This is a genomic window from Tsukamurella sputi (genome assembly GCF_007858445.1).
GTDB lineage: Bacteria > Actinomycetota > Actinomycetes > Mycobacteriales > Mycobacteriaceae > Tsukamurella > Tsukamurella sputi.
The window spans coordinates 243,233-269,457 of sequence record NZ_VIGV01000001.1 but is presented as its reverse complement, the minus strand read 5'-3'; the positions used below and the strand labels follow the sequence as shown (position 1 = coordinate 269,457).

General features: G+C 71.3%; 21 protein-coding genes. 11 read left to right on the top strand and 10 right to left on the bottom strand.

Annotated features, from left to right (window positions below; genetic code table 11):
* Both FK268_RS01270 and FK268_RS01265 read left to right on the top strand, forming a co-directional pair.
* Window positions 1-3,030: a bifunctional [glutamine synthetase] adenylyltransferase/[glutamine synthetase]-adenylyl-L-tyrosine phosphorylase gene (locus FK268_RS01270; RefSeq protein WP_146430382.1), complete on the top strand. Its 3,030-nt coding sequence runs from the start codon at window positions 1-3 to the stop codon at window positions 3,028-3,030.
* A gap of 24 nt (window positions 3,031-3,054) precedes the next feature.
* Window positions 3,055-3,993 carry an endonuclease/exonuclease/phosphatase family protein gene (locus FK268_RS01265; RefSeq protein ID WP_146430380.1) on the top strand — a complete coding sequence of 313 codons (939 nt, stop codon included), beginning with the start codon at window positions 3,055-3,057 and terminating at the stop codon, window positions 3,991-3,993.
* A 15-nt stretch (window positions 3,994-4,008) separates the two neighbouring features.
* Here the strand turns inward: FK268_RS01265 and FK268_RS01260 are convergent, their stop codons facing one another.
* Both FK268_RS01260 and FK268_RS01255 read right to left on the bottom strand, forming a co-directional pair.
* Complete coding sequence (locus FK268_RS01260) at window positions 4,009-4,485, bottom strand: nitroreductase family deazaflavin-dependent oxidoreductase (protein ID WP_146430379.1); 477 nt, start codon at window positions 4,483-4,485, stop codon at window positions 4,009-4,011.
* Window positions 4,486-4,620: 135 nt separating this feature from the next.
* Window positions 4,621-5,169 (bottom strand): FKBP-type peptidyl-prolyl cis-trans isomerase, encoded by a 549-nt coding sequence (locus FK268_RS01255; protein WP_193560226.1) that lies wholly within the window; start codon window positions 5,167-5,169, stop codon window positions 4,621-4,623.
* A gap of 82 nt (window positions 5,170-5,251) precedes the next feature.
* Between FK268_RS01255 and FK268_RS01250 the strand changes: the two genes are divergently transcribed.
* Entirely contained in the window at window positions 5,252-5,770 is a 519-nt protein-coding gene (locus FK268_RS01250) for a P-loop nucleotide/nucleoside kinase family protein (protein WP_146430377.1), read from the top strand.
* A 59-nt stretch (window positions 5,771-5,829) separates the two neighbouring features.
* Here the strand turns inward: FK268_RS01250 and glnA are convergent, their stop codons facing one another.
* Entirely contained in the window at window positions 5,830-7,263 is a 1,434-nt protein-coding gene (gene glnA, locus FK268_RS01245) for a type I glutamate--ammonia ligase (protein ID WP_146430375.1), read from the bottom strand.
* Window positions 7,264-7,451: 188 nt separating this feature from the next.
* Here glnA and FK268_RS01240 point away from each other — a divergent pair, with 188 nt between their 5' ends.
* Window positions 7,452-7,934 carry an RDD family protein gene (locus FK268_RS01240; RefSeq protein ID WP_146430373.1) on the top strand — a complete coding sequence of 161 codons (483 nt, stop codon included), beginning with the start codon at window positions 7,452-7,454 and terminating at the stop codon, window positions 7,932-7,934.
* Window positions 7,935-8,013: 79 nt separating this feature from the next.
* Here FK268_RS01240 and FK268_RS01235 read toward each other — a convergent pair whose 3' ends face one another.
* Together FK268_RS01235 and lipA are read right to left on the bottom strand one after the other, a co-directional pair.
* Window positions 8,014-8,778: a DUF4191 domain-containing protein gene (locus FK268_RS01235; protein WP_146430372.1), complete on the bottom strand. Its 765-nt coding sequence runs from the start codon at window positions 8,776-8,778 to the stop codon at window positions 8,014-8,016.
* A gap of 18 nt (window positions 8,779-8,796) precedes the next feature.
* Window positions 8,797-9,825, bottom strand: a complete 1,029-nt coding sequence (gene lipA, locus FK268_RS01230) for a lipoyl synthase (protein WP_146430370.1) — start codon at window positions 9,823-9,825, stop codon at window positions 8,797-8,799.
* A 97-nt stretch (window positions 9,826-9,922) separates the two neighbouring features.
* On the opposite strand from lipA, the gene FK268_RS01225 reads away from it, so the two are divergent.
* Window positions 9,923-11,119 (top strand): MFS transporter, encoded by a 1,197-nt coding sequence (locus FK268_RS01225; protein ID WP_146430368.1) that lies wholly within the window; start codon window positions 9,923-9,925, stop codon window positions 11,117-11,119.
* A 3-nt stretch (window positions 11,120-11,122) separates the two neighbouring features.
* On the opposite strand, the gene FK268_RS01220 is transcribed toward FK268_RS01225, so the two are convergent.
* Entirely contained in the window at window positions 11,123-14,173 is a 3,051-nt protein-coding gene (locus FK268_RS01220; protein WP_146430366.1) for an MMPL family transporter, read from the bottom strand.
* Between the two features lie 184 nt (window positions 14,174-14,357).
* On the opposite strand from FK268_RS01220, the gene FK268_RS01215 reads away from it, so the two are divergent.
* Entirely contained in the window at window positions 14,358-14,744 is a 387-nt protein-coding gene (locus FK268_RS01215) for a winged helix-turn-helix transcriptional regulator (RefSeq protein WP_231706872.1), read from the top strand.
* Between the two features lie 3 nt (window positions 14,745-14,747).
* Here the strand turns inward: FK268_RS01215 and lipB are convergent, their stop codons facing one another.
* From lipB to FK268_RS01195, 4 genes are all read right to left on the bottom strand, one after another.
* Window positions 14,748-15,449 (bottom strand): lipoyl(octanoyl) transferase LipB, encoded by a 702-nt coding sequence (gene lipB, locus FK268_RS01210; protein ID WP_146430364.1) that lies wholly within the window; start codon window positions 15,447-15,449, stop codon window positions 14,748-14,750.
* A 10-nt stretch (window positions 15,450-15,459) separates the two neighbouring features.
* Complete coding sequence (locus FK268_RS01205) at window positions 15,460-16,368, bottom strand: TIGR01777 family oxidoreductase (protein WP_146430362.1); 909 nt, start codon at window positions 16,366-16,368, stop codon at window positions 15,460-15,462.
* Between the two features lie 13 nt (window positions 16,369-16,381).
* The gene (gene sucB / locus FK268_RS01200; RefSeq protein ID WP_146430360.1) at window positions 16,382-18,232 is read right to left on the bottom strand and encodes a 2-oxoglutarate dehydrogenase, E2 component, dihydrolipoamide succinyltransferase; all 1,851 of its coding nucleotides are present in this window, start codon (window positions 18,230-18,232) and stop codon (window positions 16,382-16,384) included.
* A 155-nt stretch (window positions 18,233-18,387) separates the two neighbouring features.
* Entirely contained in the window at window positions 18,388-19,920 is a 1,533-nt protein-coding gene (locus FK268_RS01195) for a leucyl aminopeptidase (RefSeq protein ID WP_146430358.1), read from the bottom strand.
* Window positions 19,921-19,964: 44 nt separating this feature from the next.
* On the opposite strand from FK268_RS01195, the gene FK268_RS01190 reads away from it, so the two are divergent.
* Genes FK268_RS01190 through gcvT form a run of 5 tightly spaced genes read left to right on the top strand, consistent with a single transcriptional unit; the run spans window position 19,965 to window position 26,166 of the window.
* Window positions 19,965-21,071, top strand: coding sequence for an AraC family transcriptional regulator (locus tag FK268_RS01190; RefSeq protein ID WP_158636011.1), 1,107 nt, complete (start codon window positions 19,965-19,967; stop codon window positions 21,069-21,071).
* A 31-nt stretch (window positions 21,072-21,102) separates the two neighbouring features.
* A complete protein-coding gene (locus tag FK268_RS01185; RefSeq protein ID WP_146430354.1) occupies window positions 21,103-22,419 on the top strand; it encodes an alanine racemase in 1,317 nt (438 codons plus the stop codon).
* Window positions 22,416-23,753 carry a D-arabinono-1,4-lactone oxidase gene (locus tag FK268_RS01180; RefSeq protein WP_146430353.1) on the top strand — a complete coding sequence of 446 codons (1,338 nt, stop codon included), beginning with the start codon at window positions 22,416-22,418 and terminating at the stop codon, window positions 23,751-23,753. The genes FK268_RS01185 and FK268_RS01180 overlap by 4 nt, the downstream gene beginning before the upstream one ends.
* 36 nt (window positions 23,754-23,789) lie before the next feature.
* Window positions 23,790-25,046 (top strand): uracil-xanthine permease family protein, encoded by a 1,257-nt coding sequence (locus FK268_RS01175; RefSeq protein ID WP_438695949.1) that lies wholly within the window; start codon window positions 23,790-23,792, stop codon window positions 25,044-25,046.
* 10 nt (window positions 25,047-25,056) lie between these two features.
* Window positions 25,057-26,166 carry a glycine cleavage system aminomethyltransferase GcvT gene (gene gcvT / locus FK268_RS01170; protein WP_146430351.1) on the top strand — a complete coding sequence of 370 codons (1,110 nt, stop codon included), beginning with the start codon at window positions 25,057-25,059 and terminating at the stop codon, window positions 26,164-26,166.
* The last annotated feature ends 59 nt before the right edge of the window (window positions 26,167-26,225 follow it).

Sequence of the window (26,225 nt, the reverse complement as noted above, 5' to 3'; positions counted from 1 at the left end):
GTGCCGCCGACCAGTCGCGAGGTCCGTCGCCCGAGTGCGGGCCGTTTGGGCCTGCTCGACCCGAACGCCGAGGCGGATCTCGAGTCGTTGGGATGGGCGAACACCGAGTGCGCCGACGTGCTGTGGGCGCTGTCGCGTGCCGCGGACCCGGACTGGACGCTGCGTGCCCTGGTCCGGTTGCGCGAGTCCACCGGAGGCGAGTGGGAGGAGATCGGCCGGCTCATTCGCTCCGACACCACCTTCCGCGGCCGCCTGTTCGGACTCCTCGGAGCGTCGGACGCGCTGGGGGACCACCTCATCAGCCACCCCGCATCGTGGCGGCTGCTGCTGGACACCGCCCCGCTCAAGTCCCGGGACGACCTGATCGCGGCGATGCTCGCCACCGTCGACGCGGTGAAGGTGCCGGGCCGGCGCGACGACGACCTGCTCTTCCGTGCCGCCGTCACCGGTGGTGCGGCGATCGCCGCCCTGCGCGACGGCTATCGCGACCTCGTCATGGTGCTCGCCGCCCGTGACCTCGCCGAACTGGTCGAGAACGAGCCCACGCTGCCCTTCTCGCTCGTCGGCTCCCACCTCGCGGACCTGGCGGACGCGGCGCTCACCGCGGCGCTCGCCGTCGCCGTCGCCACCGTGTACCCGGATAGTGATCCTGAGGGGCGCCTCGCCGTGATCGCGATGGGCAAATGCGGTGCGCGGGAGCTGAACTACGTCTCCGATGTGGACGTGATCTTCGTGGCGGAGCCGGCCGACGGACCGTCGGCGCGACTCGCGGGCGAGATGATGCGGATCGGTTCCGCGGCCTTCTTCGACGTGGACGCGGCGCTGCGCCCCGAGGGCAAGGCCGGCAGCCTCACGCGCACGCTGGAATCCCATGTGGCGTACTACAAGCGGTGGGCCAAGACCTGGGAGTTCCAGGCGCTCCTCAAGGCGCGCCCCCAGACGGGCGACATGGCACTGGGGTACGACTACCTCGCCGCGGTGAGCCCGATGGTGTGGGAGGCGGCGGAGCGCGAGGACTTCGTGCAGGACGTGCAGGAGATGCGCCGCCGCGTGGAGGAGAACATCGCGCCCGAGCTGCGCGAGCGCGAACTCAAGCTGGGGCGGGGCGGCCTGCGCGACGTCGAGTTCGCGGTGCAGCTGCTGCAACTGGTGCACGGTCGCACCGACGAATCGCTGCGGGAGCTGAGCACCGTCGACGCCCTGGAGGCGCTCACCGTGGGCGGCTACGTGGGCCGCGACGACGGGGCCAACTTCACCGCCTCGTACGAGTTCCTCCGCGGCCTGGAACACCGCCTGCAGCTGCGCCGGATGGAACGCACGCATCTGCTGCCGCCGTCGGATCACGAGGAGGCCTGGCGCTGGCTCGCGCGGGCCGCGCACATCCGGCCCGACGGCGACCGTGATGCCGCGGGCGTGCTGCGCGCGGAGCTCAAGCGGCAGTCGGCGCGCGTGCGCCGGTTGCACACCAAGCTGTTCTACCGTCCGCTGCTGGACTCGATCGCGAACCTCGACGCGGACGCGGTCAGCCTGACCGATGACGCGATCGTCGCGCGACTGGGGGCGCTCGGTTTCCACCAGCCGCAGCACGCCCTGGCGCACTTGAAGGCGATGGCGGACTCCTCCCGTCGTGGCCGCATCCAGACGATCCTCCTCCCCACGCTTCTCGAATGGCTCAGCGAGACACCGAACCCCGACGCCGGCCTGCTGAACTACCGCAAGCTGTCCGAGGACCTGCGCGACGTGGAGTGGTATCTGCGCGTGCTGCGCGACGAGTCCGTGGTGGCGCAGCGGCTGATGACGGTGCTCGGTTCCTCGACCTTCGTGGCGGAGCTGCTGGCCCGTTCGCCGGAGGTGATCCGTCTGTACGCCGACGGCGCCGCCGGCCCGAAGCTCACCGAGCCCTCGCCCCGCGAGGTCTACAACGGGATGCTCGCGGCGGTCAGCCGCGCTCACCATCGGGATCGAGCGATCGCGGTGGCGCGGGCCATGCGCCGCAGCGAGATCGCGCGCGTCGCCTCGGCCGACATCCTCGGCATGATGACGGTACCGGAGGTATGCGCGGCGCTGTCCTCCGTGTGGGGCGCCGCGCTCGACGCGGCCCTCGTCTCCGAAGTCGCCACCTCCGTCGTCGAGCGGGAATCCAGCCGCAGTGCGTACCCTCCGGGCGCGCCGGCGCGGATCGCCGTCATCGGCATGGGCCGGCTCGGTGGCCAGGAGATCGGTTACGGTTCCGATGCCGACGTGCTGTTCGTCTGCGTGCCGAACGAGGGCTACGAGGAGTCCGACGCCGTCCGGTGGGCCAACCTGGTCGCGGACGCAGTCCGGACGCGGCTCGGCGCGCCGTCGGTCGATCCCGGTCTGGAGGTCGACACCGGGCTGCGGCCCGAGGGCCGCAACGGTCCCGTGGTGCGCACCCTGGCGGCCTACCGCGCGTACTACCACCAGTGGGCGCAGCCCTGGGAGGTGCAGGCGCTGCTCCGCGCCACGCACGTCGCCGGGGACGAGGACATCGCCCGCGAGTTCCTGCACATGGTGGACGAGATCCGGTACCCCGAGGGCGGCGTCTCGCCCGCGACCGTGAACGAGTTGCGGCGCATCAAGGCCCGTGTGGACTCCGAGCGGTTGCCGCGCGGCGCCGACCCCGCCACGCACACCAAACTGGGCCGTGGCGGGCTCTCCGACGTCGAGTGGACGGTGCAGCTCGAGCAGCTGCGGCACGCCAGCGCCGTCCCGGCTCTGCGCAACACATCCACCCTCGAATCGCTCGACGCCATCGGCTCCGCCGAACTGGAACCGGAGGCCGACGTGGAGCTCCTGCGCGAGGCCTGGCTCACCGCCACGCGCGCCCGCAACGCGCTGTTCCTGGTGCGGGGCAAGCCCGTCGATCAGCTGCCCGGCCCCGGCGCGGTGCTGTCCAACGTCGCCTACGTGGCCGGCTGGCGCGGTGCCTCGCTGGACTTCCTGGAGAACTATCTGCGCACCACGCGACGCGCGCGGGCCGTCGTCGACAGGGTGTTCTGGGGCGAGTAACGGTTCGCCCGGCAGAATGTCGGCATGAGGATCTTCATCCGGACGGCCGCGAGCATCGTCGGCACCGTCGCACTGATCGCGGCGCTGGCGACGATCGGGCTGCATTTCTGGCCCGGCGATCAGAAGGTCACGGTGGCCGCCGCGGCGATGGTGCCCGTGCTCCTGGTCGCCACGGTGGCTATCGCCCTGGTCTGCCTGCTGTACGCGCGGGCCTTCGTGCGACTGGTGCTCGTGATCGCGGTGGCCGCCGCCGGGATCTGGGTGCAGGCGCCCCTGTGGCGGGGCGAGGCCGCGCCCTCCGGCGCCACGCTGACGGTGCTCACGGCCAACATCCAGGTCGGGCGCGGCGACGTCACCGAACTCGCGAAGCTGGTCCGCGACAACGCCGTCGACGTCCTCGCGGTCGAGGAGGTGACGCCGGAGGCCGCCGCACGGATCGCCGCATCCACCATCGCCTCAGACCTGCCGCACTCCTTCGTGCGCCCTGCGCAGCTCGCGTACGGCACGGCCCTCTACAGTCGCCACCCGTTGTCCAGCACGGCCACGGTGCCGGGGTTCGCGCTCGCCACGCTGACCGCCGTCGCGTCCGTGCCCGGCCGGGGTGACGTCCAACTGTTCGCCGTGCACCCCGTGCCGCCGCTCGCGCCGTCGGACTGGGCGGACGAGCTGAAGAAGATCGAGGCCCTGCTCCAGGGCGTCCCCGAGCCGCGGCCCGTGATCGCGCTCGGCGACTACAACGCGACCTACGACCACGTGCAGTTCCGGCGTCTGCTCACGGGTGGCTACCGCGATGCGGGACAGCTCGCCGGTGCGGGGTTCACCCCCACCTATCCCACCGACAAGCCCTATCCCGCGCTGGTGGGCATCGATCACGTCCTGCTCCGCGGCCTCGGCGCCGCTGACGTGACGGCGCACGAGATCCAGGGCGCCGACCACCTCGCGCTTCTCGCCCGCGTGGGTTGACGGCGGTACGGCGGGCTAGGACACGCGCAGTTCCAGGCACTGCTCCACGCCGAACAGTCGCAGTGTGCGCCGCGCGCCCGCGGGGATCTCCTCGAGGATGTCGGCGGTGGCCACGATCCGGGGCTCGGTCGCGGTCAGCGTCGAGCCCTGGCGCAGCAGGTCGACGGTGCCCGCGGCCCGGACGTTGCGGACCCAGTCGGTAACGGGACCGTACGGGAGGGCGATGATCAGGGCGCCGCGGTCGGTGGCGAAGGCGTCGACGGGCGTCTCGTACGCCGTGCCGCTGCGACGGCCCATGTGCCGCACCACCGTGCGCGTCGAATCGGGTGACTCGGCGTCCCGCACGGCGCGCGGATTGGTGAAGTCCCGGTTGATCCGGCGCACGACGTCGAGGATCGGGCGGACCCGGAACCGAATGCCCGCGAGGATCACGGCGATTGCCGCGAGCGGTACGAGCACCACGGCTCCGACGACGACGGACAGTACGCGCATGACGCCTCCTGGTTGTAATGCTCCCAGTCTCGTCACGCGGTGCCGGTGGCGCCTCCGGTGAATCCCTGAAATCCGGTCAGGCGCCGGGCGCACGGATCGGTAGTCCGAGCGCGGGACGGCGCCGATGTCCACGGACTAGTTCGCCGAGAGGATCTTGATGGCGAAGATGAGGGTGTCACCCGGCTGGATGCCGGCCGAGGGTTGTCCCGTGACGTAGCCGTCCATCGGAGCGATCGCCACACCCACCGACGTGCCGACCTTCTGGCCCGCGATGGCCTTCTTGAAGCCGGGGATCACGCCGTCCAGCGAGAAGGAGGCGGGTTTGCCGCGGTCGTACGTGCTGTCGAAGCGCTCGCCCGTGCGGCCGTTCACGCCGAGGTAGCAGACCGAGACGGTCGCGGTATCGGCGACGATGGCACCGTCGCCGGGAGGTGTGAAGGCCTGGACGTGCGTCTGCGCGACCGTGAAGGGCTTCTCGACGGTGATCTGCGGCGAAGCGGTGTCGGTGGGACCGGTGACGACGATCGAGCCGCTCTGGCCCTGGTAGGTCCAGTCGGGGGAGTTCGCCGTGCTGGGCGCTCCCGTGGGGCACGCGGCGGAGGCCTCCGGATTGTTGCAGGCGGTGAGCGATCCCGCCGCGAGGACGACGGAGACGGCGACGAGAGTCGGTCGGAGGGCACGCATGCTCACGAACCTACCGTCTGTCGGCAGGCGGCCGGCACGGCGGCGCCGAGTCGGCCTCGTCCTTCCTGGCTACGTTGGTGGGATGATCATCTGGCTCAACGGTGGGTTCGGTGCCGGGAAGACGACCTTGGCGGCGGAACTGCACCGTCGGATCCCGCAGGCCGTGGTCCTCGACCCCGAGGACGTCGGGGCGATGCTGTGGAAGTGGTTGCCGCGCAATGACGACTTCCAGGATCTGGCCAGTTGGCGTGAACTGGTCGTCGCCAGTGCGGCATCGCTGCGTCGACACCATGCCGCGGTGCTGATCGTGCCGATGACACTGCTGCGGGATGCGTATCGGGAGGAGATCCTCGGCGGACTGGAGGCGGCTGGCGAGCGAGTGCTCCACGTCTTCCTCGACGCCGCGCCGGAGGTCATCCGTGATCGATTGGAAGCACGGGCGGTCAGCCTCGGCTTCGGCCCTGATGCCGCCGACTGGGCTCTGGCTCGGCTGGACCCGGGAGCGGCGTCGAGGCAACCGCCGGGCACCGTCGTCCTGCGTTCGGACCGCAACGGTCCCTCGGCTCTCGCTGACGCCGTCGTGGCGGCGATCCCACACTGAACGAGGAACGGCCCCGCACTTGAGCAGGTGCGGGGCCGAACCGGTCGACGCTCAGTCGATCACACGTCGTAGTAGAGCTCGAACTCGTACGGGTGCGGGCGCAGGTTGACCGGGGCGATCTCGTTCTCGCGCTTGTAGGAGATCCACTCCTCGATCAGGTCCTCGGTGAAGACGCCGCCGGCGGTGAGGTACTCGTGGTCCTCCTCGAGGCGGTTGATGACGTCCGCGAGCTGCGTGGGGGCCTGCGGAATGCCCTTGGCCTCCTCGGGCGGCAGCTCGTAGAGGTCCTTGTCGACCGGGGCGTGCGGCTCGATCTTGTTCTTGATGCCGTCCAGGCCCGCCATCATCATGGCGGCGAAGGCCAGGTACGGGTTGCCCGAGCTGTCGGGGCAACGGAACTCGATGCGCTTGGCCTTGGGGTTGTTGCCCGTGATCGGGATACGCACGCAGGCCGAACGGTTGCGCTGGCTGTACACCAGGTTGATCGGGGCCTCGTAGCCCGGCACCAGGCGCTTGTACGAGTTGATCGTCGGGTTCGTGAAGGCGAGCAGCGACGGGGCGTGGTGCAGGATGCCGCCGATGTACCAGCGCGCCAGGTCCGACAGACCGCCGTAGCCGGCCTCGTCGTAGAACAGCGGCTTGCCGTCCTTCCACAGCGACTGGTGGGCGTGCATGCCCGAGCCGTTGTCACCGAACAGCGGCTTCGGCATGAACGTGACGGTCTTGCCCTCCTGCCACGCGGTGTTCTTCACGATGTACTTGAACAGCTGGACGTCGTCGGCGGCGTGCAGCAGCGTGTCGAACTTGTAGTTGATCTCGGCCTGGCCGCCGGTGCCCACCTCGTGGTGTCCGCGCTCGAGCGTGAAGCCGGCGTTCTGCAGGTTGGTCGAGATCTTGTCGCGCAGGTCCACGTAGTGGTCGTACGGCGCGACGGGGAAGTAGCCGCCCTTGGTCTTGACCTTGTAGCCGCGGTTCGGGGAGCCGTCCTCCTCGACGGGGCGGCCGGTGTTCCACGAGCCCGAGATCGAGTCGACCTCGTAGAAGGAGCCGTTGATCGACGAGTCGTAGGAGACCGAGTCGAAGATGTAGAACTCGGCCTCGGCACCGAAGAAGCAGGTGTCGGCGATACCGGTGCTGAGCAGGTACTCCTCGGCCTTGCGCGCGATGTTGCGCGGGTCGCGCGAGTAGGCCTCACGGGTGAAGGGGTCGTGCACGAAGAACGAGACGTTCATGGTCTTCGCGGCGCGGAAGGGATCGATGCGCGCGGTCGTGACGTCGGGAAGGAGCATCATGTCCGACTCGTCGATCGACTGGAAGCCGCGGATCGACGAGCCGTCGAACGCCAGGCCGTCCTCGAAGACGCTCTCGTCGAACGCCGACGCCGGGATCGAGAAGTGCTGCATCGTGCCCGGGAGATCGCAGAAGCGGATGTCGACGTACTCGACGTTCTCCTTCTTCAGGTAGTCGAGAAGTTCCTCTTTGGTAGTGAACACCTGTTACTTGCTCCTTCGTCGTCCGGCGGTGGACTTCACGGTCGTACCGTTCGCACCACCACCGAGGTTACGAGAATGAACGTTATGGACGAGGTGTTGCCCGAGAACTAACGGAATGTTTCAACGGTGTTACACATCGCGCGCCTCCGCGGAGCAGATCGGACACCGTCCCACGTACCCTGAAGGTCATGCGTCGAGAAACGGGTTCATGGCTGTCCGGTGCCTCTGCGGCTCTGCCGGAGGGCTCCCACGGTGACTACCGGGGCCAGCAGCTGGGCCTGCCGCGCGACGGTGCCGGGTCGGTCGCGAGGTCCGGTCGCCGTGTGATCGGCCTGTTCCTCGACTGGCTGCCGTCCGCGCTGATCGCGGTGGCGATCTCCGGCCCGAGCAAGGTCTTCGCGGGGGAGCCCACGTCCTACGACACGCTGGCCCTGGGCATCTGGTTCGTCGTCGGCGTGCTGTCGGTGACGCTGTTCGGCTTCACTCCGGGGCAGTACTTCGCAGGCATCCGCGTCGCCCGGATCGAGAACCCGCAGATGCGGGTGGGATTCATCCGTGCCCTGGCCCGCAACCTGCTGATCGTCTTCATCGTGCCGCCGCTCATCCAGGACGTGGACGGCCGCGGGATGCAGGACCGCGCCACTGGCACCATCGTCGTGAGGTCCCGCTAGCACCCCGTCGAACCGGCCCGCGCGGGCGACGCGCCAGAACGGACTCGGGGCCCGCAGTGCGCGGGCCCCGAGGCGTTGGTCAGTTCGAACCGGTCTTGCGCCGGACGGTGCGTTGCACGCTCCGCATCTTGGCGCCCTGCGGCAGCGGTCCGCGCGGCATCTGCGCGCCACCACTGCGGTTCGAGAGGGCCGCGAGGCGCCCCTCGAGCTCGTCGATCTTCTTGCCGTTGATGTTCGACGGGAGCTTGTTCAGCGAGCGCTGCAGCTTCCGGAGCGGCACCTGGCCCTCGCCGTTGCCGACGGTGAACTCGTAGATCGGGGTCTGGCCCACGACGCGAGCCGTCTTCTTCTTCTCCTGCGCGAGGAGGCCCTTGATCCGGCCCTCGTTGCCCTCGGCGACGAGGATCACGCCCGGCTTGCCGATGACGCGGTGCACCGCGTCGGCATGGGTCGTGCGCGCGACGGCCTGGGTCACGCGCCACGAGCCGCGCATGTTGTCGAGCGCCCAGCCGGCCGCGCCGACCTGGCCCTCGTTCTTGGTGTACACGCTGCGCTCGAGGCGACGGGTGAAGACGATGAACGCGCCCAGCGCGCCCAGCAACACGCCGAGGATGAGGAACATCCACCACGGCTGCCCGATCAGGACTCCGAGGCCGATCGACAGCACGATCGCGCCGACGAACACCCCGATCATGATCGGTACCAGCGCCTTGTCTTCCTTGCGCTGCATCTGGAACGCCTGCCACATCTGCTTGCGACGTTCCTTCGAAGCGGCCCTGCGTACCCGCTTCGCCTCGGCCTTCTGCGCCTTCAGCTTGTCGGCCGCTGCCTTGTCCTGTGCCATGTCTCCCAGCTTAATGTTCTACTTCGCGGCGGCGGCCATGCGGCTCAGAACCGACGTGGCCTCCTGTGCGGCATCGCCCTCGGCGGTCAGGTGCGCCATGTTCTCCGGGATCGGGCGGCCGTGGTGCGCCATCGCCTTCGCGTAGAGCTTGCCCGCGCGGTACGACGAGCGGACGAGCGGCCCGGCCATGACACCGGCGAAGCCCATCTCCTCGGCGGCGGCGGTGTGCTCGACGAACTCCTCGGGCTTGACCCATCGCTCGACGGGGTGGTGCCGCGGCGAGGGGCGCAGGTACTGCGTGATGGTGATGATGTCGCAGCCCGCGTCGTGCAGGTCGCGCATCGCCTCCGTGACCTCCTCGGGTGTCTCGCCCATACCGAGGATGAGGTTCGACTTGGTGACCAGGCCGAAGTCGCGCGCCTGGCGGATCACGTCGAGCGAACGCTCGTAACGGAAGGCGGGGCGGATGCGCTTGAAGATGCGCGGCACCGTCTCCAGGTTGTGCGCCAGCACCTCGGGGCGCGACTCGAAGACCTCGGCCAGCAGCTCCGGCTTGGCGTGGAAGTCGGGGATCAGGTTCTCGACGCCCGTGTTCGGGTTCAGTGCGTGGATCTGGCGCACCGTCTCGGCGTACAGCCACACGCCCTCGTCGGGCAGGTCATCCCTGGCGACACCGGTGATGGTGGAGTAACGCAGGCCCATCGCCTGGACCGACTCGGCGACGCGCCGCGGCTCGTCACGGTCGAGCTCCGCGGGCTTGCCCGTGTCGATCTGGCAGAAGTCGCACCGGCGGGTGCACTGCTCGCCGCCGATGAGGAAGGTGGCCTCGCGGTCCTCCCAGCACTCGTAGATGTTGGGACAGCCCGCCTCCTCGCACACCGTGTGGAGGCCCTCACGCTTGACGAGGCCCTTGAGCTCGGTGAATTCAGGGCCCATCTTCGCGCGCGTGCGGATCCAGTTCGGCTTGCGCTCGATCGGGGTCTGTGCGTTACGGACCTCGAGGCGGAGTAGCTTGCGGGGGTTCTCCGGGGTACTCACCCCGTTCATGCTACGCCCGCTGCCGAGGCCCGACGGTGTCGCGGGTCACGCCTGCTCGCCCGCGATTGTTCGACCATCTAACCTGAGCCCGGTAGGAGGTGCGGGCATGACGCAGGGGAGGACCCCGTGGGGCACCTTCGTCGTGCTCTACCTCGTCTTCTTCCTCATGGGCGCCGAGATGAACCTCGTCGCGCCGCTCCTTCCCGACATCGCGCGCTCCTTCGGTGCGTCGACCGGCGCTGCCGGCAACGTGGTGACCGCCTACGTCCTCTGCTACGCGGTGACCGGTCCGCTCTTCGGCCGGATCTCGGACCGGCTTCCGCGCCGGTACGCGATCGCCGCCGGCATGGCGGTGTTCGCCGTGGCGGACCTCCTCAGTTACGTCGCGCCGTCGCTCGGGCTACTCGTCGCGGCGCGTGCCCTGTCCGGGCTCGGTGCGGCCCTCGGCGCGCCGTCGATCTGGGCGTACCTCGCGGAACGCGCCGTGCCCGCGCAGCGAGGTCGGGCCGTCTCGCTGGGTGCCGCCGCGTACGCGGGCGGGCAGGTGCTGGGCGTCCCGCTGGGTGCGCTGCTCGCCACCGGCCTCGGGTGGCGCGCGCCGTATCTGCTGATCGGAGTACCCATGGTCGCGGTCGCCGCGGTGATGGCCGTGCGCCTGCCGTCCGGTGACCCCGCCGATTCCGGCGCAGAGCGGGGAGGCCTGTTCGCACCCTGGCGTGATCGGCGGATAGCGCTCGCTTTCACGTCGTCTCTGCTCCTGCAGGCGGGCCGGTTGGGCGCGTACACCTACGTCGGCGTTCTGCTCTCGCAACGCTTCGGCTACGGCCTGACCGCGTTGGGCCTCGTCGGACTGGTGGTGGGAATCGGGTCGATGGCCGGTTCGGTGGGGACCGGCATCGTCGTCGATCGTTCGGCCCGCCGGGGCGTGCATCCGGCCTGGGTGCCCGCGTGCGCGGCGCTCGTCGTCGCCGCCGGAGTCGCTGTGGCCACGACGGCCACGGTCCCCGCTGTCACGATCGCCGCCATCGCGGTGTGGTGCGCCGGCGGCGGAGCGTTCTTCTCCGCGCAGCAGACCTACCTCTCCGCTGCGGACCCCGGCAACCGCGCCGCCGTGCTCGGCTGGAACAACGCCTCCACCAATGCCGGGATCGCGACGGGCACCTCGGTGCTCGGCGCGCTCGGGGTCGGCGGCCCGTGGTTCGCCGTCACGGCGACCGGGTTCGCCTTCGGTGCGGCGCTCCTGTGCCTCGCCTCCGTCCGACTCGGGGGCGCGGCCACCCCGCGCCGGCCCGCTCCGAACTGACCGTCAGGGCTTCGACGGCCACCACACGCGGTCGCCGAGGGCGGTGATCGCAGCGGGCACGAAGACGGTGCGCACCACCACGATGTCGATCAGCAGGCCGATGCCGATCGTCGAACCGATCTGGAGCAGGTTGATCACGCTGCCACTCATGAGCGCGAACATGGTGATCGCGAAGACCAGTCCGGCGGTGGTGATCACGCTGCCCGTGGTGCCGAAGGCGCGGAGCACACCCCGCACTGTCGAATCGCCCGCGGCCTCCTCGCGGATCCGGTCGGCGAACAGCATGCTGTAGTCCGCGCCCACGGCGACCAGTGCCATGAACGCGATCGGCAGCACCGACCAGTCGACGGGGATGCCGAGGCCGTGCTGCCAGAGCAGCACCGAGGCACCCGCGGCCGCCGCGAAGGAGAGCACCACCGTGGCGACCATGAGCAGCGGCGCGATCACCGATCGGAGCAGCACCAGCAGCACGAGGAAGACGCCGATCACCGCGACCAGGCCGAACAGCAGGAAGTCACGCAGCACCTGGTCGCGCATCTGTGCCGAGATCGACGCCAGGCCGAAGCCGTCCATCGTCGCGTCCTTGAGGACCGTTCCCTGCGCCGCAGCCCGGGCCGCGGCCGGGATCGACGCTGCGGTGTTGAGCGCCTCATCGGAGTACGGATTGATGTTCCAGACCACGAGCATCCGGGCCGACTTGCCGTCGGGCGACATCAGGACCCGCGAGCCGTCGACGAACCGGTCCGACTGCAGGCCCTGCGTCGGCAGGTAGAAGCCGCGGCCCGGGCCGTCGGCGGTACCGGCGCTGAGGCCCGTGAGGTAGTCGGTGGCGGTACCCAGCCCGGCCTGCAAGCGGCCCGTCATCTCGACGACCTGGTCGGTACCGGTCTTGACCTGGCCCAGGCCCGTGCTCAGCTGCGCGAGCCCGGTGCTGAGCTGGGAGACACCGGAATTGAGCTCGGCCAGCTGCGCTTTGACCTGCTCCGGGCTGAGCCCGCCGAGACCCTTGAGGAGCCCCTGCAGCCGGGCCAGGGCATCGTCGGCCTGCGCGAGCGCGGTGCTCGCCCGGTCGGTCGTCCCCGCCGGCAGCGGGACCGCGGCGGTCGCCGCCCGGACCGCCGTGGACGCGGCGCCGCCCGTCGTCCGGTCGAGCTGGGCGAAGGCCTCGTGCGATGCGCGGCAGTTCGCGTCGGCGGAGCACGCGGGGGAGATCGGTCCCACCAGTGGCCCGAGAACGGTGCTGATCCCGGAGGTCGCGGCCGATTGCTGTTGCTGTGCGGTGCGGACGGCGTCCGCCGCGACGGTCAGGGTGGTGACGGCACTGCGGAGCAGGCGGGTCGCGCCGTCCACGTCGACGGTGCCGCCGCTCGCGGTGGCGAGGGCCTGTTGCGCCGCGGTGAGCGCGTCGAGGACGCCGGACACGAGACCGGTCACCCGTTGCGTGCCCGCGACGAGCTCCGGCACCCGGCGTGACGCCTCGCCGGCCCCGGCGTTGAGCTGGTCCACGCCGGAGGCGAGGGCCTTGAGCTGCGGGGAGGCGTCCTTGAGCTGGCGGTTCGCATCGCCGAGGCCGTTCGCCACCTGCTGCGTCTGGTAGCCGACCGCCGACTCCGGGATGGGCTTGCCGTCGGGCCGGGTGATCGAGCGGACGTACGCGACCTGCGGCAGATTGCCCACACCGATCGCGATGGCTTCGAGCGCAGCGAGGTCGTGGGTGTTGCGCATGTCGTGATCGGCGCGGATCAGGAGGAACTCGGGGACCGCCTCGTTGACGCCCCAGTGCCGCATCACGGTCTCGTAGCCGTTGCGGGAGTCGGTGGCCCGCAGCTGCATCCGGTTCTCGTCGAAGCCGATCACCATGCTGGGCAGCGCCGCCGCGGCGGCGAGCAGCACCACGAGCGCGGCCGCCGAGAGTGGCACGGCGCGGCGCATCACCTTCGCACCGGTGCGCCGCCAGCGCTTCTCGGTGCCGGGCCGGGGTTCGACCCAGCCGCGGGCGCCGAGGTAGCGCAGCAGCGCCGGCGGGAGCGTCAGCGCGATCAGACATGTGACGACGATCGAGATCGTCGTGGGCAGGCCGGCGGTGACGAAGATGCCGACCTTGCAGAAGATCATGGCGCCGCTCGCCACGGCGATGGTCAGGGCGGAGGCCACGATGATCCGGCCGACGCGGGTCGACGCGGCGACCGCGGCCTCGTCGGACGGGGCCCCGGCGCGGCGCGCCTCGTGGAACCCGGCGACGGCGAAGATCGCGTAGTCGGTGGCGGCGCCCAGCGCCATCGCGGTCATGATCGCGATGGAGAAGTTGGACACGGGGATCACCTCGTGCTCGCCGAGGAGCGAGACGATGGGCCGGGCGACGGCGAGCGAGAGCCCGATGGTCAGCAGCGGTACGAGCGCGGCGCCGACGGAGCGGTAGGTCACGAGCAGCAGCGCCATGATGAGCGCCACCGAGACCGCCGTGATGACCAGGAGGGAGGAGTCGATCGCGGTGAACAGGTCCGAGAGCGTGGGCGCGGTGCCCGTGAATTCGACGGTGGTGCCGGTGGGCGCGGGGATCGAGCGGATCGTCTCCCGGATCGCCTCCGTGCTCGACTGCGCGCGCGTGGAGCCGATGTCGCCGACCTCGGCGACGAGCAGATTGATGGCCTTGCCGTCGGGACTGAGGCCCACCTCGCGGGCCGCGGGTCTGCCGAAGGTGTCGATGACGTAGGCGACGTGCTCCTTATCGGCCTGAAGCGCCGTCGTGAGGGCCCGGTAGTACTCCTCCTGCGCCGGGCCGATCCGGTCCTGCGCGGCGACGATGACATTGCCCTGGGCGGTGGACGACGGGGTGCCGAACTCCTGCGCCATGGCGCGCAGGCCGTCGACGCCGGGCAGGTCGCCCGGGATGAAGGGCGCAGAGTGCTTGTGCACGGTCTGCTCGAGCTGGGGGACCGCCACGGTGAGGACGCCTGCGAGCGCGAGCCAGAACAGCAGGACCCACGCGGCGTGCCGGACGCACCAGCGCCCGAGGCGCGTGGTGAACGAGGTTCTCGAGGGCTGATCGGACATGGCTTGCCTCTCCCGACGGAGTCCTTCGAAGATCGGACCCGGTGAGAGAAATGTCTCGGGATGCAGCCGGGACTTGGTCCAAATTTCGAACTAGACTTGGTTGCTGAGGACGCTAACCCAACGGGGTGTGAGGGACAACGGGGTAGCGTCCGTGACGTTCGACGGATTCCGGGGGAGGTGTGATGTGAGTCACGATGAGGCGATCGGCGACGACGCCACCGAACCGCTGCCCGGCCGACGGGTCCGCGGATCGGAGACGGGGCGTCCGATGATGGCCGCGCTCGACCTGTTCGGCCGCCGCTACGCGGTGCGGATCGTCTGGGAGCTGCGGTTCGGCAGGTCGCGCTTCTCGGACCTGCGCAACGACATCCAGGGGATCTCGTCGAGCACGCTCTCGCAGCGGCTCTCCGAGCTGCTGGCGGCGAAGATCGTCGCGCAGGCCTCCGACGGGTCGTACCGGCTCACCAATCAGGGGCGTGCGCTCCTGCTGGCCCTCGGGCCGCTGGAGCTGTGGGCGCAGACCTGGGCCCGCGCTGTGGGGGAGGACAGGACCGGCGACGACCGGTCCTGACGATCAGGCGTGTTCGGCGGCGTGCAGGGTCGCGTCGGTGACGGGCAGGTCACCGTCGAGCGCGCGCTGCACGGCGTCCACGACCGCCTCGCGCACCTCACCGACGGTGACATCGCGGCCCAGCTCGGAGCTCAGCGTGGTCACGCCCGCGTCGGGGATGCCGCAGGGGATGATCGCGTCGAAGCCGCCGAGGGTGTTGTCGCAGTTGAGCGCGAAGCCGTGGAGGGTGACGCCGCGGGCCACGCGGATGCCGATCGCGGCGACCTTGCGCTCGGGGCGCACACCGTCGGCGGGGAACCAGACGCCCGAGCGTCCGTCGACCCGGCCGACCGACAGACCGAGCCCCCGGCAGACCTCGATGAGGGCCTGCTCGATCCGGCGCACGTAGTCCACCACGTCCATCGCCGAGCCGAGCTTGATGATCGGGTAGCCGACGAGCTGGCCCGGGCCGTGCCAGGTGATCTTGCCGCCGCGATCGACGTCGATGACGGTGCTGCCGTCCTTCGGTAGGTCCTGCGGCTCGGTGCGCTTGCCCGCGGTGAACGTGGGCGGGTGCTCGAGGAGGAGCAGGCGGTCGCCGATGGTGCCGTCGGCGCGCTGGTTCGCGAGGTCGTGCTGGAGGTCGAAGGCCTCCTGGTAACCGACGGTGCCGAGGTCCTCGACGACGATCGGAGCGGAGTCTGCGCGGGCGGAGCGAGCGGGCATGGTCTCGACGCTACGCCTCGTCGGCCATGGCCGTGGCGAGTGCCGCGGGAAGTGTGGTGTGCGCGAACCGGAATCCGCTCTCGCGGAGCACCACGGGCACGGCGCGCTGCGAGGTGAGCAGGCCCTCGTCGGCGATCTCCCCGACGGCCGCGCGCAGCGCGAACCGCGGCACCACCCACCGGGCGGGGCGGCTCACCTCCCGTCCCAGCGCCTCGCTGAAGGCCTGCTGTCGCACCGGCGTGGGCGCGACGATGTTGACCGGCCCGGCGATCGTGCCGTCGAAGGCCCCGTCCAGCACGTGCAGCACCGCGCGAGCGGCGTCGTCGCGGGAGATCCAGGACATCCACTGGTGGCCACTGCCGAGACGCCCACCCAGGCCCAGCCGGTACACCCGGCGCAGCACCGGCAGCAGGCCTCCCGCGGCGGAGAGGACGTGACCGAAGCGCAGGTGGGCGACGGCGGCATCGGCGGCCGCCGCTGGGGCGGCGGCGGCCTCCCACTCCGTGCACAGGCTCGCAAGGAAGCCGGACCCCGCCGGAGTGCTGGACGGGCCGTCGACGCACTCGGTCTCGCCCGCATCGCCGTACACGCCGATCGCGCTCGCTCCGAGGAAGACGGGCACGCCGCCGCGCGCGGCGGCGTCGGCGAGCGCGGCAGTGGGTTCGATCCGGGAGTCGCGCAGTTCCTGCTTCACGGCGCCCGTCCACCGGCGTCCCGCGATGGGAGATCCGTTGAGGACGATGACCGCATCGAAACCGGTGAGGTCGGGGACGTCACCGCGGGCGGGATCCCAGGGCAGGCCGGGACCGGAATCCCCCCGAACGAGCGGAACGACGGTGTCGCCCCGCCGGGTCAGGGCTCGTGACAGCGCGCTGCCGATGAGCCCGGACGATCCGGCCAGGGCGACCCGTCGTTCCATGTCCGTGCGGTGGCTACAGGCCGAGATCGGCCTCGAACGCACCCTCCTCGAGGCGGTGCTTGACCGTCGTGAGGAAGCGGCCCGCGTCGGCACCGTCGATGAGGCGGTGGTCGTAGGTCAGGGGCAGGAAGGCCATCGGGTGGATGCCGATGGACTCGGTGCCCGCGGCGTCCTTGACCACGACGGGGCGCTTGACGATCGCGCCCGTGCCCAGCATCGCCGCCTGCGGCGGGACCAGGATCGGGGTGTCGAAGAGCGCGCCCTCGCTACCGATGTTGGTGATGGTGAAGGTGCCGCCGGACAGCTCGTCGGGCTTGAGGCCGCTGTTACGGGTGCGCTCCGCCAGGTCGACGATGGCGCGGGCCAGGCCTGCCAGCGACAGGTCGTCGGCGTTCTTGATCACCGGCGAGAGCAGACCCTGCGGGGTGTCGACCGCGATGCCCAGGTTCACGCCACCGTGGTAGGTGATCTCCTTGAAGTCGTCGCTGATCGAGGCGTTGACGTTCGGGTGCACCTTGAGCGCCTCGATGACCGCCTTCGCGATGAAGGGCAGGTACGTGAGGTTGACGCCCTCGTTGGCCTTGAACGAGGCCTTCGCCTGCGCGCGGAGCGCCACGATCTTGCTGAAGTCGACCTCGAAGACCTGGGTGAGCTGCGCCGAACCCTGCAGCGACTCCCGGGTGACCTTCGCCGTGATCTGGCGGATGCGGTTCGTCTTCTGCGAGGTGCCGCGGAGCGCGGCCAGCTCGGGCCGGGCGCCCTTGGGGGCCGACGGTGCCGCCGGCGCGGCGGCCGCGGGGGCGGCAGCGGCCGGAGCCGCAGCGGCGGGTGCCTTGGCGGCCTCGGCCGCGGCGAGCACGTCCTGCTTGCGGATGCGGCCACCGACGCCGGTGCCCTTGACCGAGTTCAGGTCGACGTTGTTCTCCGCGGCCAGCTTGCGCACCAGCGGGGTCACGTACGGGGTCGAGTCCGACGACGACGCGGCCGGTGCAGCGGGAGCAGCAGGGGCCGGGGCAGGTGCGGCAGGGGCTGCGGCGGCCGGAGCCGGGGTCGGCTCGGGAGCCGGGGCCGCCGGCGCGGCGGGGGCCGGGGTCGGCTCGGGAGCCGCGGCGGGCTCGGGAGCCGCGGCGGGCTCGGGAGCCGCGGCGGGCTCGGGAGCCGCGGCGGGCTCGGGAGCCGCGGCGGGCTCGGGAGCCGCGGCGGGCTCGGGAGCGGGAGCCGGAGCCGCGGGGGCGGCGGCAGCGGGAGCGCCGGAACCGACGATGGCGAGCACACCGCCGACCGCGATCACATCGTCCTCGTCGGCCTTGATCTCCAGCAGGGTCCCGGCGACCGGCGACGGGATCTCGGTGTCGACCTTGTCGGTCGAGACCTCGAGCAGCGGCTCGTCGACGGCGATCTCGTCGCCGACGCTCTTGAGCCAGCGGGTGACGGTGCCCTCGGTGACCGACTCGCCGAGTTCGGGCATCTTCACCTCGGTGCCCGAGGCGGGAGCCGACGGTGCGGCGGGTGCAGCGGGCTCCGCCGGAGCAGCGGGCTCCGCCGGGGCGGCGGCGGGGGCCGGCTCGGGCTCGGGGGCGGCTTCGGCGGCGGGGGCGGGAGTCGAAGCGGCAGGGGCGGACTCGCCCGCCTCACCGATGGTGGCGAGGTCGCCACCGACCTCGACCACGTCGTCCTCCTGGGCCAGGATCTTCAGCAGCACGCCCGATGCCGGAGCGGGAATCTCGGTGTCGACCTTGTCGGTGGAGACCTCGAGCAAGGGCTCGTCGACGGTGACGGTGTCGCCCTCCTGCTTGAGCCACCGGGTGACGGTGCCTTCGGTGACGCTCTCGCCGAGTGCCGGCATCTGGACGGAGAAGGCCATTTCCTCTGACTCCTCAGGTTCGGTTATCTGCTGTGATACGAGCTGAACGCGGGCTTCGGCTGGTGGCCTCCACCGACACCTGACCCTACCCTCAGGGCTCGGGTCCGCGCGGCGGTTGGGGGCTTACTCGCCGGTAACTCCCAGCGGGCGGGACGTCAGCCGCGCTGCGCGATGTCGCGGAGGACCGCGAGCATCGTGCGAACCGGCACGCCCGTGCCACCCTTGGTGATGTATCCGAAGGGCCCGCCGGTGTTGAACGCCGGACCCGCCACGTCGATGTGGGCCCACTGCACCCCGTCGGCCACGAACTCCTTGAGGTACACGCCGGCGGTGAGCATGCCGCCCCATCGGTGCGGACTCACGTTGGCCAGATCCGCGACGCGCGAATTGATGTCGGCGCGCAGCTCCTCCGGGAAGGGCATGGCCCAGCCGTTCTCGCCGATCGACTGCGAGAGCTCCGCGACGCGATCGCGGAAGGCGTCCGTGCCCATCACGCCCGGAGTGCGGGTGCCGAGGGCCACCATCTGCGCGCCGGTGAGCGTCGCGGTGTCGATCAGGTAGTCCGGCCGGTCCTCGCAGGCGCGGACGATGGCGTCGGCGAGGATCAGCCGACCCTCGGCGTCGGTGTTGATCACCTCGACGGTGATGCCGCCCTTCTCCGCGCCGGGGTACTGGGTGAGCACGTCGCCCGGGCGCTGCGCGGTGTGCGAGGGCATGTTCTCCGCCATCGGCACGGTCGCGGTCACGTCGACGGGCAGGCCCAGCTGTGCGGCCAGGATCACGGTCGCGATGACCGCCGCGGCCCCGCCCATGTCCGAGGTCATCTGCTCCATGCCCGCGGCCGGCTTGATGGAGATGCCGCCGGTGTCGAAGGTGATGCCCTTGCCGACCAGCGCGATGTGCTTGGCCCCGTCGACCCCGGAGACGTGCCGCAGGCGCACGAGGCGCGGCGGGCGCGAGCTGCCCTTGCCGACCCCGACGATGCCGCCGTAGCCGTTCGCCTCCAGGTACCCCTCGTCGAAGACCTCCACCTCCAGGCCCGCGGCGGTGCCCAGGCGCTGCGCGCGATCGGCGAACTCGCCGGGGGAGAGGACGTTCGGCGGGGTGTTGACGAAGTCGCGGGCGAGCGCGACCGCCGCGGCGGTCAGCCGGGCCTGCTCGACGGTGCCGCGCGCCTCGTCGGCGAGGGCCTCCGAGGCGGGCGCGGACAGCAGCGCCAGGGCGCCCAGCGTCTCCTTCTTCGGGGCGGAGGTGGTGCGGAACTCCGCGTACCGGTAGGCGCCGAGGAAGGCGCCCTCGACGGTGGCCGCCAGGTCGATCGACGACAGGGTGGTGGCCGCCGTCGCTGTGCCCTCGAGCGCCCGTGCCGCGACACCGGCGGCCCGCCGGACCGCCTCCGCCGTCACCTTCTCCTCGGCGCCCAGGCCGACGCCGAGCACCGTCGCCGCACCCACGCCCGTCCCGGCGGGGGTGGCGATGCGGACGGCCTCGCCCGCCTTGCCCTCAGCCCCCAGCAGGGTGAGGGCTTCGACGATCGGGCCGCGCGCCGCATCGGGGACGCCGCCGTCGAGCGCGATCGCCGGCCCGTCCTCCGCCGCGGAGGAGAAGACGCCCACGATCAGCGCGTCGGTCGCGGCCCCGAGGTCGTCGGTCAGCGTGAAGGCGGGTCCGGTGAACGGCGTGCTCAAGGGGTTTCCTCTCGTCGGGGCGGCGGATGTGCTTGCCTGTACGGATGTTACGCCTGGGACAGCAGGGCGCGCCGCCGCCCGGGGCCGCAGGGTACGCCGCGGTGATGCCCGCCCCCGTCGTCGTCCACTTGATGGAGACCCTCGCGCGGGAGGGCTTCCCCGTGGCGGAGTGGGCCGAGCGGTCCGGCATCCGGCGTGCCGTCCCGGCCGCCGACCTCGAACTCGCCTTCCCCCAGGTGGTGCGCTTCCTCCTGGAGGCGGTCCGGGCGCTGCCCGGGCGGCCCCTCGGGCTGGAGGCGGGCGCGCGCCCACTGCTGCAGTCCTTCGGCATGCTCGGCGTCGCGGTGCAGACGGCCGACGACGTCGAAGGCGCCGTGGCCGCCGGGCTGCAGTACCACCAGGCCGCGGGCAGCCTCGTGGACTTCGCGATCGACGCGGACGACGACAGTGTCCGGCTCACCGTCGTCCCCCGGACGGCCGACGCGGAGATCCTTCCCTTCCTGTGCGAGGAGACCCTGCTGAGCGCCACGACCCTGCTGCGCTCGGCGCTCGGCGACGAGCACTGGGCGCCGTCGGCGGTCGCGGTGCCGTACCCCGCTCCGCCGTACGCCGACGCGTACGGCGCGCGGTTCGGGTGCCCCGTGCGCTTCGACGCCGACGTCGGCGCGATGACGGTGCCGCGCGACCTGCTGACGAGGCCCCTGCCGCGGCGCGAGCCCGCGGTGCACGCGGCCGCACTCGCCGCGTGCCGGGCGATCGGCGGCGCGGCGGAGGCGCGCGACCTCGACCACGTCTGGGCCGTCGAGCAGCTGCTGCTGGCGGACCTCCGCCGTCCACTCTCGATGGCGGGCGTCGCCCGCCAACTGAACACCGGCGAGCGGACCCTGCGCCGCCAGCTCGCGGAGGCGGGCGAATCCTTCCGCTCCATCCACGCGCGGGTGCGGCGCGAGCGCGCCGAACACCTGCTCCGGGCCACCGAGACGCCGCTGCGGACCGTCGCGGAGGCGGTCGGATTCGCCGACGTCCGAGACTTCCGGCGTGCCTTCGTGCACTGGACGGGCCGGACCCCGGGGGAGGTGCGGGCGGATTCCGCAGCGCGGGGCGGGGCGATCCCGGCCGCGGACGGGGGATCTGCGGTCACGCCGCGCTGAACCGGTCCCGCCGCACGTACGATCGATGCTCATGACGGGGAACGGCACGGGCGAGACCACGACCGGAGCGGGCGAGCTGGATCTGGCGGCGGCGCCGTCGTCGTCCGACCGCGACTGGGAGATCGACCCGGCCGGGTACTGGGCGACCATCGACGCCGCCACGCACGGCCTGGACGCGCCGATCCTCGCCGCCGACCTCACCGCCCTGCGCTACAACGTCGCCGACATGCTGCGCCGCGCCGCGGGCAAGCCCATCCGCGTGGCCTCGAAGTCGATCCGATCGCGGCCCGTGCTGGACGCGCTGCTGCGCGTGCCGGGGTACGCGGGCGTCCTCGCCTACGACGTCGCGGAGGCGCACTGGCTCGCCGCGGACGGCGTCGACCACACCGGTACCGCCCGCCCCGGATGCACCGACGTGGTGGTGGCGTACCCGAGCGCGGACCTCGGCGCGATCGCCGCGCTCGCGGCCGACCCCGCGGCGGCGATGCGCGTGACGCTGATGATCGACGACGCCGAACAACTCGACATCATCGACGCCGCGGTTCCGCCGAGCCGGCGCCCGGAGCTGCGCGTCTGCATCGACGTCGACGCCTCGTACCACGCGCCCGCCGTCGGGGCGATCGGTGCGCGCCGCTCGCCCGTCCGCACGCGGGCGGAGGCCTCGGTGCTCGCCGCGACGGTGGCCGGCCGCAAGGGATTCCGGCTGGTCGGGGTCATGACCTACGACGCCCAGATCGCCGGCGTGGGCGACCTCAGCATCCGCCGGCCCGGCGCGGGCGCGCTGCTGCGCACGATGCAGCGCGCGTCCTGGGACGAGCTCGTGAGCCGCCGTCTCGAGATCCTCACGGACCTGCGCCGCATCGCCGATCTGGAGTTCGTCAACGGCGGCGGCACCGGCTCCTTGGAGCGCAACGCCGAGGATCCCAACGTCACCGACATCGCGGCGGGCAGCGGCCTCTACGGCCCGCACCTGTTCGACGGCTACTCGCATTTCCGCCCGGCACCCGCGATGGGCTTCGGCCTCGCCGTGGTGCGCCGCCCCGACGAGAAGACCGTGACCTGCCACGGGGGCGGCTGGATAGCTTCCGGCGCCGCGGGATCCGACCGCCTGCCGCTGCCGGTCTGGCCGGAGGGCATGAAGCTGACCGGGCGCGAGGGCGCCGGCGAGGTGCAGACCCCGGTGACGGGGGAGCACGCCGGGCGGATCTCCCTGGGCGACCGGGTCTGGTTCCGGCACACCAAGGCCGGGGAGCCGGCCGAGCACGCCGACGACCTGGTGATCGTTTCCGACGGTGCCGTGCACGCCACGGTCCCGACCTACCGCGGCGAGGGGAAGTGCTTCCTGTGAACAAGTGGATCCCGGGGCTCGATCAGCTGACCGGCTCGGTGGGCGAGTGGCGGAACTGGGGGCGCACCGCGTCGGCCTTCCCGTCCTACGTCTCGCGGCCGGGGAGCATCGAGGACGTGGTGCGCACCGTCGAACGCGCCCGCGAGCGCGGCGGCACCGTCAAGGCCGTGGGAGCCGGGCACTCCTTCACGCCGATCGCGGCACCGCGCGATGTCGCGCTCGCCCCCGACCACCAGGGCGGGCTCGTCACCGTCGACGTCGACGCGAAGCGCGTGACGCTGCGCGCCGGGACGCACCTGTACGAGGTCCCGGCGCTGCTCGAGCCCTACGGACTCGCCATGGCGAACCTGGGCGACATCGACCGGCAGACCATCGCCGGAGCCATCTCGACGGGCACGCACGGCACGGGCCTCGGCTTCGGCGGCATCGCCACCCAGGTGGTCGGCGCGACCCTGGTCTCCGGGACCGGAGAGGTCGTCACCGTCGGCGAGAAGGACCCGCGGCTGAAGGCCGTCGCCCTGGGACTCGGCGCTCTCGGGATCCTGGTCGAGGTGACGCTGCAGTGCGTCGACCGTTTCGTCCTCGAAGCCACCGAGGCGCCGCTGTCGCTGGCGGGGACGGTGGACGGTTTCGTCGAGCGCGTGCGCGGCGTGGACCATTTCGAGTTCTTCTGGTTCCCCGGAACCGACGGCACCCTCACCAAGACGCAGACGCGGCGGCCGGGTGACCACAAGCGCAAGCCGATCAGCGCGGTGCAGAGGTTCGTCGACGACAAGGTCGTGGGTACCGGCGCGCTGCTCGCCGTGTGCGAGGCGGGACGCGCGATCCCGTCGCTGACGCCGCGGCTGGTCTCGCTCGCCACGTCGATGCTCTCGGAGCACACGGAGATCGACTACTCGACCAACGTGCTCACGACCGACCGGGCCGTGCGCTTCCGCGAGACCGAATGGGCGGTGCCGCTGGAGAACACCATGGCCGCCTTCGCCGAGCTCAAGGCCGCGACCGAGAAGCACGACTGGAACCTCACCTTCCCGATCGAGGTACGGGTCGCCGCGGCCGATGACCTGATGCTCTCGACCGCGTCCGGGCGGCAGTCGGGGTACATCGCCGCGCACCGGTACGTGCGCGACAAGCCCAGCGACTACTTCGCCGAGGTCGAACGGATCATGATCGAACACGGCGGCCGGCCGCACTGGGGCAAGATGCACACCCGCACCGCCGAGTTCTTCCGCGGCGCGTACCCGCGGTTCGACGACTTCCTGGCCGTGCGCGACGAACTCGACCCGGACCGCGTCTTCGCCAACGACCACCTGGACGCGGTGCTGGGGCGGTAGCGGACACCGTCGGGCCCGCCTGCCAGGATGTCGCGCATGACGATGCGCGAGCGGTTCACCTGGACCGAGGTGGACGGGACCGACGTGGTGGGGCCGGGCGAGCGGCTGAGCATGCCCAAGACGCTCGGCATCGGTGTGCAGCACGTGGTGGCGATGTTCGGCTCCACCTTTCTGGTGCCCGTGCTCACCGGGTTCCCGCCGGCCACCACCTTGCTCTTCTCGGGCATCGGGACGCTGCTGTTCCTGGTGGTCACCGGGAACCGGCTGCCCAGCTACCTGGGATCGAGCTTCGCGGTGATCGCTCCGATCACCGCGGCCACCGCGTCGCAGGGCATGGGCTCCGCGCTGGGCGGCATCGTCGCCGTGGGCGTGCTGCTGATGCTGATCGGCGGCGTGGTGCACCTTGTCGGGACGGCGTGGATCGAGAAGCTGATGCCGCCGGTAGTGACGGGCGCGATCGTCGCGCTGATCGGTCTCAACCTGGCGCCGGCCGCGAAGGCGAACTACGAGAAGGCCGCTGTCACAGCGACCATCACGCTGGTCTGCCTGATCGCCTCGCTCGCGCTGTTCAAGGGGATGCTGGGGCGGCTCGCGATCTTCACCTCGGTGCTGATCGGCTACGCGGTCGCGTCGATCCGGGGTGAGGTGGATACGTCGCGCATCGCCGCCGCGTCGTGGGTGGGCCTGCCGGAGTTCCACGCCCCGTCGTTCTCCTGGGCGGTACTGCCGATGTTCCTGCCCGTCGTGCTGGTGCTCGTCGCCGAGAACGTGGGGCACGTCCGGTCCGTCGCGCAGATGACGGGGGAGGACTACGACCCGGTGATGGGCCGGGCGCTGTTCGCCGACGGGCTGGCGACGACGCTCGCCGGCGCCGGCGGCGGCTCGGCGACGACCACCTACGCCGAGAACATCGGCGTGATGGCGGCTACCCGCGTCTACTCGACGGCCGCGTACTGGGTGGCCGGTGTCGCCGCGATCCTGCTCGGCATGTCGCCGAAGGTGGGCGCGGTGATCGCCTCGATCCCGCCGGGCGTGCTGGGCGGCATCACGACGGCCCTGTACGGCCTCGTCGGCATCCTGGGCGTGCGGATCTGGGTGCAGGCCCGCGTCGACTTCTCTCAGCCCATCAATCAGCTCACGGCGGCCGTGCCCCTCATCATCGGCATCGCCGATTTCACCTGGTCGGTCGGGGACGTGACCTTCACCGGCATCGCGCTCGGGTCGGTCGCCGCGATCGTGATCTATCAGGGGATGCGCCTGTTGGGCCGATCGGGGAGTGCGGCCCTGGACTAGAGTGCCGGGCATGAGCGAGACGTTGATCGAGGGACCCCTGAACGCCGTGCACACCGAGCTGGGGGCGGCGTTCGCTCCGTTCGGTGGCTGGTCGATGCCCGTCAAGTACGCGGGCACCGTGGGCGAGCACACCGCCGTGCGCGAGGCCGTGGGCATCTTCGACGTCAGCCACCTCGGCAAGGCCACCGTGGCGGGGCCCGGCGCTGCGGACTTCGTCAACCGCGTGCTCTCGGCCGACCTCGGTAAGATCCATCCCGGCAAGGCGCAGTACACGCTGTGCACCAACGAGTCCGGCGGCGTCATCGACGATCTCATCGTCTACTACGTCTCCGACGACGAGCTCTTCCTGGTGCCCAACGCCGCGAACACCGCCGCCGTCGTGGCGCACCTCGTGGCGCGCGCACCCGAGGGGATCACGGTGACCGATCAGCACCGCGACTACGCCGTGCTCGCGGTGCAGGGGCCGAAGTCGGCCGAGGTGCTGCAGGCCGTCGGGCTGCCCACCGACATGGAGTACATGGCCTACGAGGACGCAGTGCTTTCCGGGCCGGCCGGAGTTCCTGTGCGTGTGTGCCGCACCGGCTACACCGGCGAGCACGGCTACGAGCTCATCCCCGCGTGGGCCGATGCCGAGACCGTCTTCCGCGCCCTGCTGCCCGAGATCACCTCCCGCGGTGGCCAGCCCGCCGGCCTCGGCGCCCGCGACACCCTGCGCACCGAGATGGGCTACCCCCTGCACGGGCACGAGCTCACTGTCGACATCACCCCCGTGCAGGCGCGCGCGGGCTGGGCCGTCGGCTGGAAGAAGCCGGAGTTCGTGGGCCGCGAGGCGCTGCTGGCCGAGAAGGAGGCCGGTCCCGCCCGGCGGCTCTGGGGGCTCAAGGCGACCGGCAAGGGCGTGCTGCGCGCCGATCTGACGGTCCTCTCCGCCGACGGTGCGCCGATCGGCACCACCACGTCGGGCACCTTCAGCCCCACGTTGAAAACGGGAATCGCCCTGGCACTCATCGATTCCGCCGCGGGCGTGGAGAAGGGCACCGTCGTCACCGTGGACGTGCGCGGGCGCGCGATCGAGTGCGAGGTCGTGCTGCCGCCCTTCGTCGAGGCGAACACGAAGTAGCTCTGCAGGCGTCCCGGAAAAATACTCGGGGTTCCTACTGATTGGTACGGCCCGCGCGG

Excerpts from the sequence above, each read along its gene's own strand:
- gcvT (WP_146430351.1), top strand. The coding sequence starts at position 25,057 with ATGAGCGAGACGTTGATCGAGGGACCCCTGAACGCCGTGCACACCGAG.
- FK268_RS01250 (WP_146430377.1), top strand. The coding sequence starts at position 5,252 with ATGATCATCTGGCTCAACGGTGGGTTCGGTGCCGGGAAGACGACCTTG.
- FK268_RS01175 (WP_438695949.1), top strand. The coding sequence starts at position 23,790 with ATGACGATGCGCGAGCGGTTCACCTGGACCGAGGTGGACGGGACCGAC.
- lipA (WP_146430370.1), bottom strand. The coding sequence starts at position 9,825 with ATGAACGGGGTGAGTACCCCGGAGAACCCCCGCAAGCTACTCCGCCTC.
- FK268_RS01185 (WP_146430354.1), top strand. The coding sequence starts at position 21,103 with ATGACGGGGAACGGCACGGGCGAGACCACGACCGGAGCGGGCGAGCTG.
- FK268_RS01235 (WP_146430372.1), bottom strand. The coding sequence starts at position 8,778 with ATGGCACAGGACAAGGCAGCGGCCGACAAGCTGAAGGCGCAGAAGGCC.
- FK268_RS01255 (WP_193560226.1), bottom strand. The coding sequence starts at position 5,169 with ATGCGTGCCCTCCGACCGACTCTCGTCGCCGTCTCCGTCGTCCTCGCG.
- FK268_RS01205 (WP_146430362.1), bottom strand. The coding sequence starts at position 16,368 with ATGGAACGACGGGTCGCCCTGGCCGGATCGTCCGGGCTCATCGGCAGC.
- lipB (WP_146430364.1), bottom strand. The coding sequence starts at position 15,449 with ATGCCCGCTCGCTCCGCCCGCGCAGACTCCGCTCCGATCGTCGTCGAG.
- FK268_RS01240 (WP_146430373.1), top strand. The coding sequence starts at position 7,452 with ATGCGTCGAGAAACGGGTTCATGGCTGTCCGGTGCCTCTGCGGCTCTG.
- FK268_RS01225 (WP_146430368.1), top strand. The coding sequence starts at position 9,923 with ATGACGCAGGGGAGGACCCCGTGGGGCACCTTCGTCGTGCTCTACCTC.
- FK268_RS01190 (WP_158636011.1), top strand. The coding sequence starts at position 19,965 with ATGTTACGCCTGGGACAGCAGGGCGCGCCGCCGCCCGGGGCCGCAGGG.
- sucB (WP_146430360.1), bottom strand. The coding sequence starts at position 18,232 with ATGGCCTTCTCCGTCCAGATGCCGGCACTCGGCGAGAGCGTCACCGAA.
- FK268_RS01260 (WP_146430379.1), bottom strand. The coding sequence starts at position 4,485 with ATGCGCGTACTGTCCGTCGTCGTCGGAGCCGTGGTGCTCGTACCGCTC.
- FK268_RS01220 (WP_146430366.1), bottom strand. The coding sequence starts at position 14,173 with ATGTCCGATCAGCCCTCGAGAACCTCGTTCACCACGCGCCTCGGGCGC.
- FK268_RS01265 (WP_146430380.1), top strand. The coding sequence starts at position 3,055 with ATGAGGATCTTCATCCGGACGGCCGCGAGCATCGTCGGCACCGTCGCA.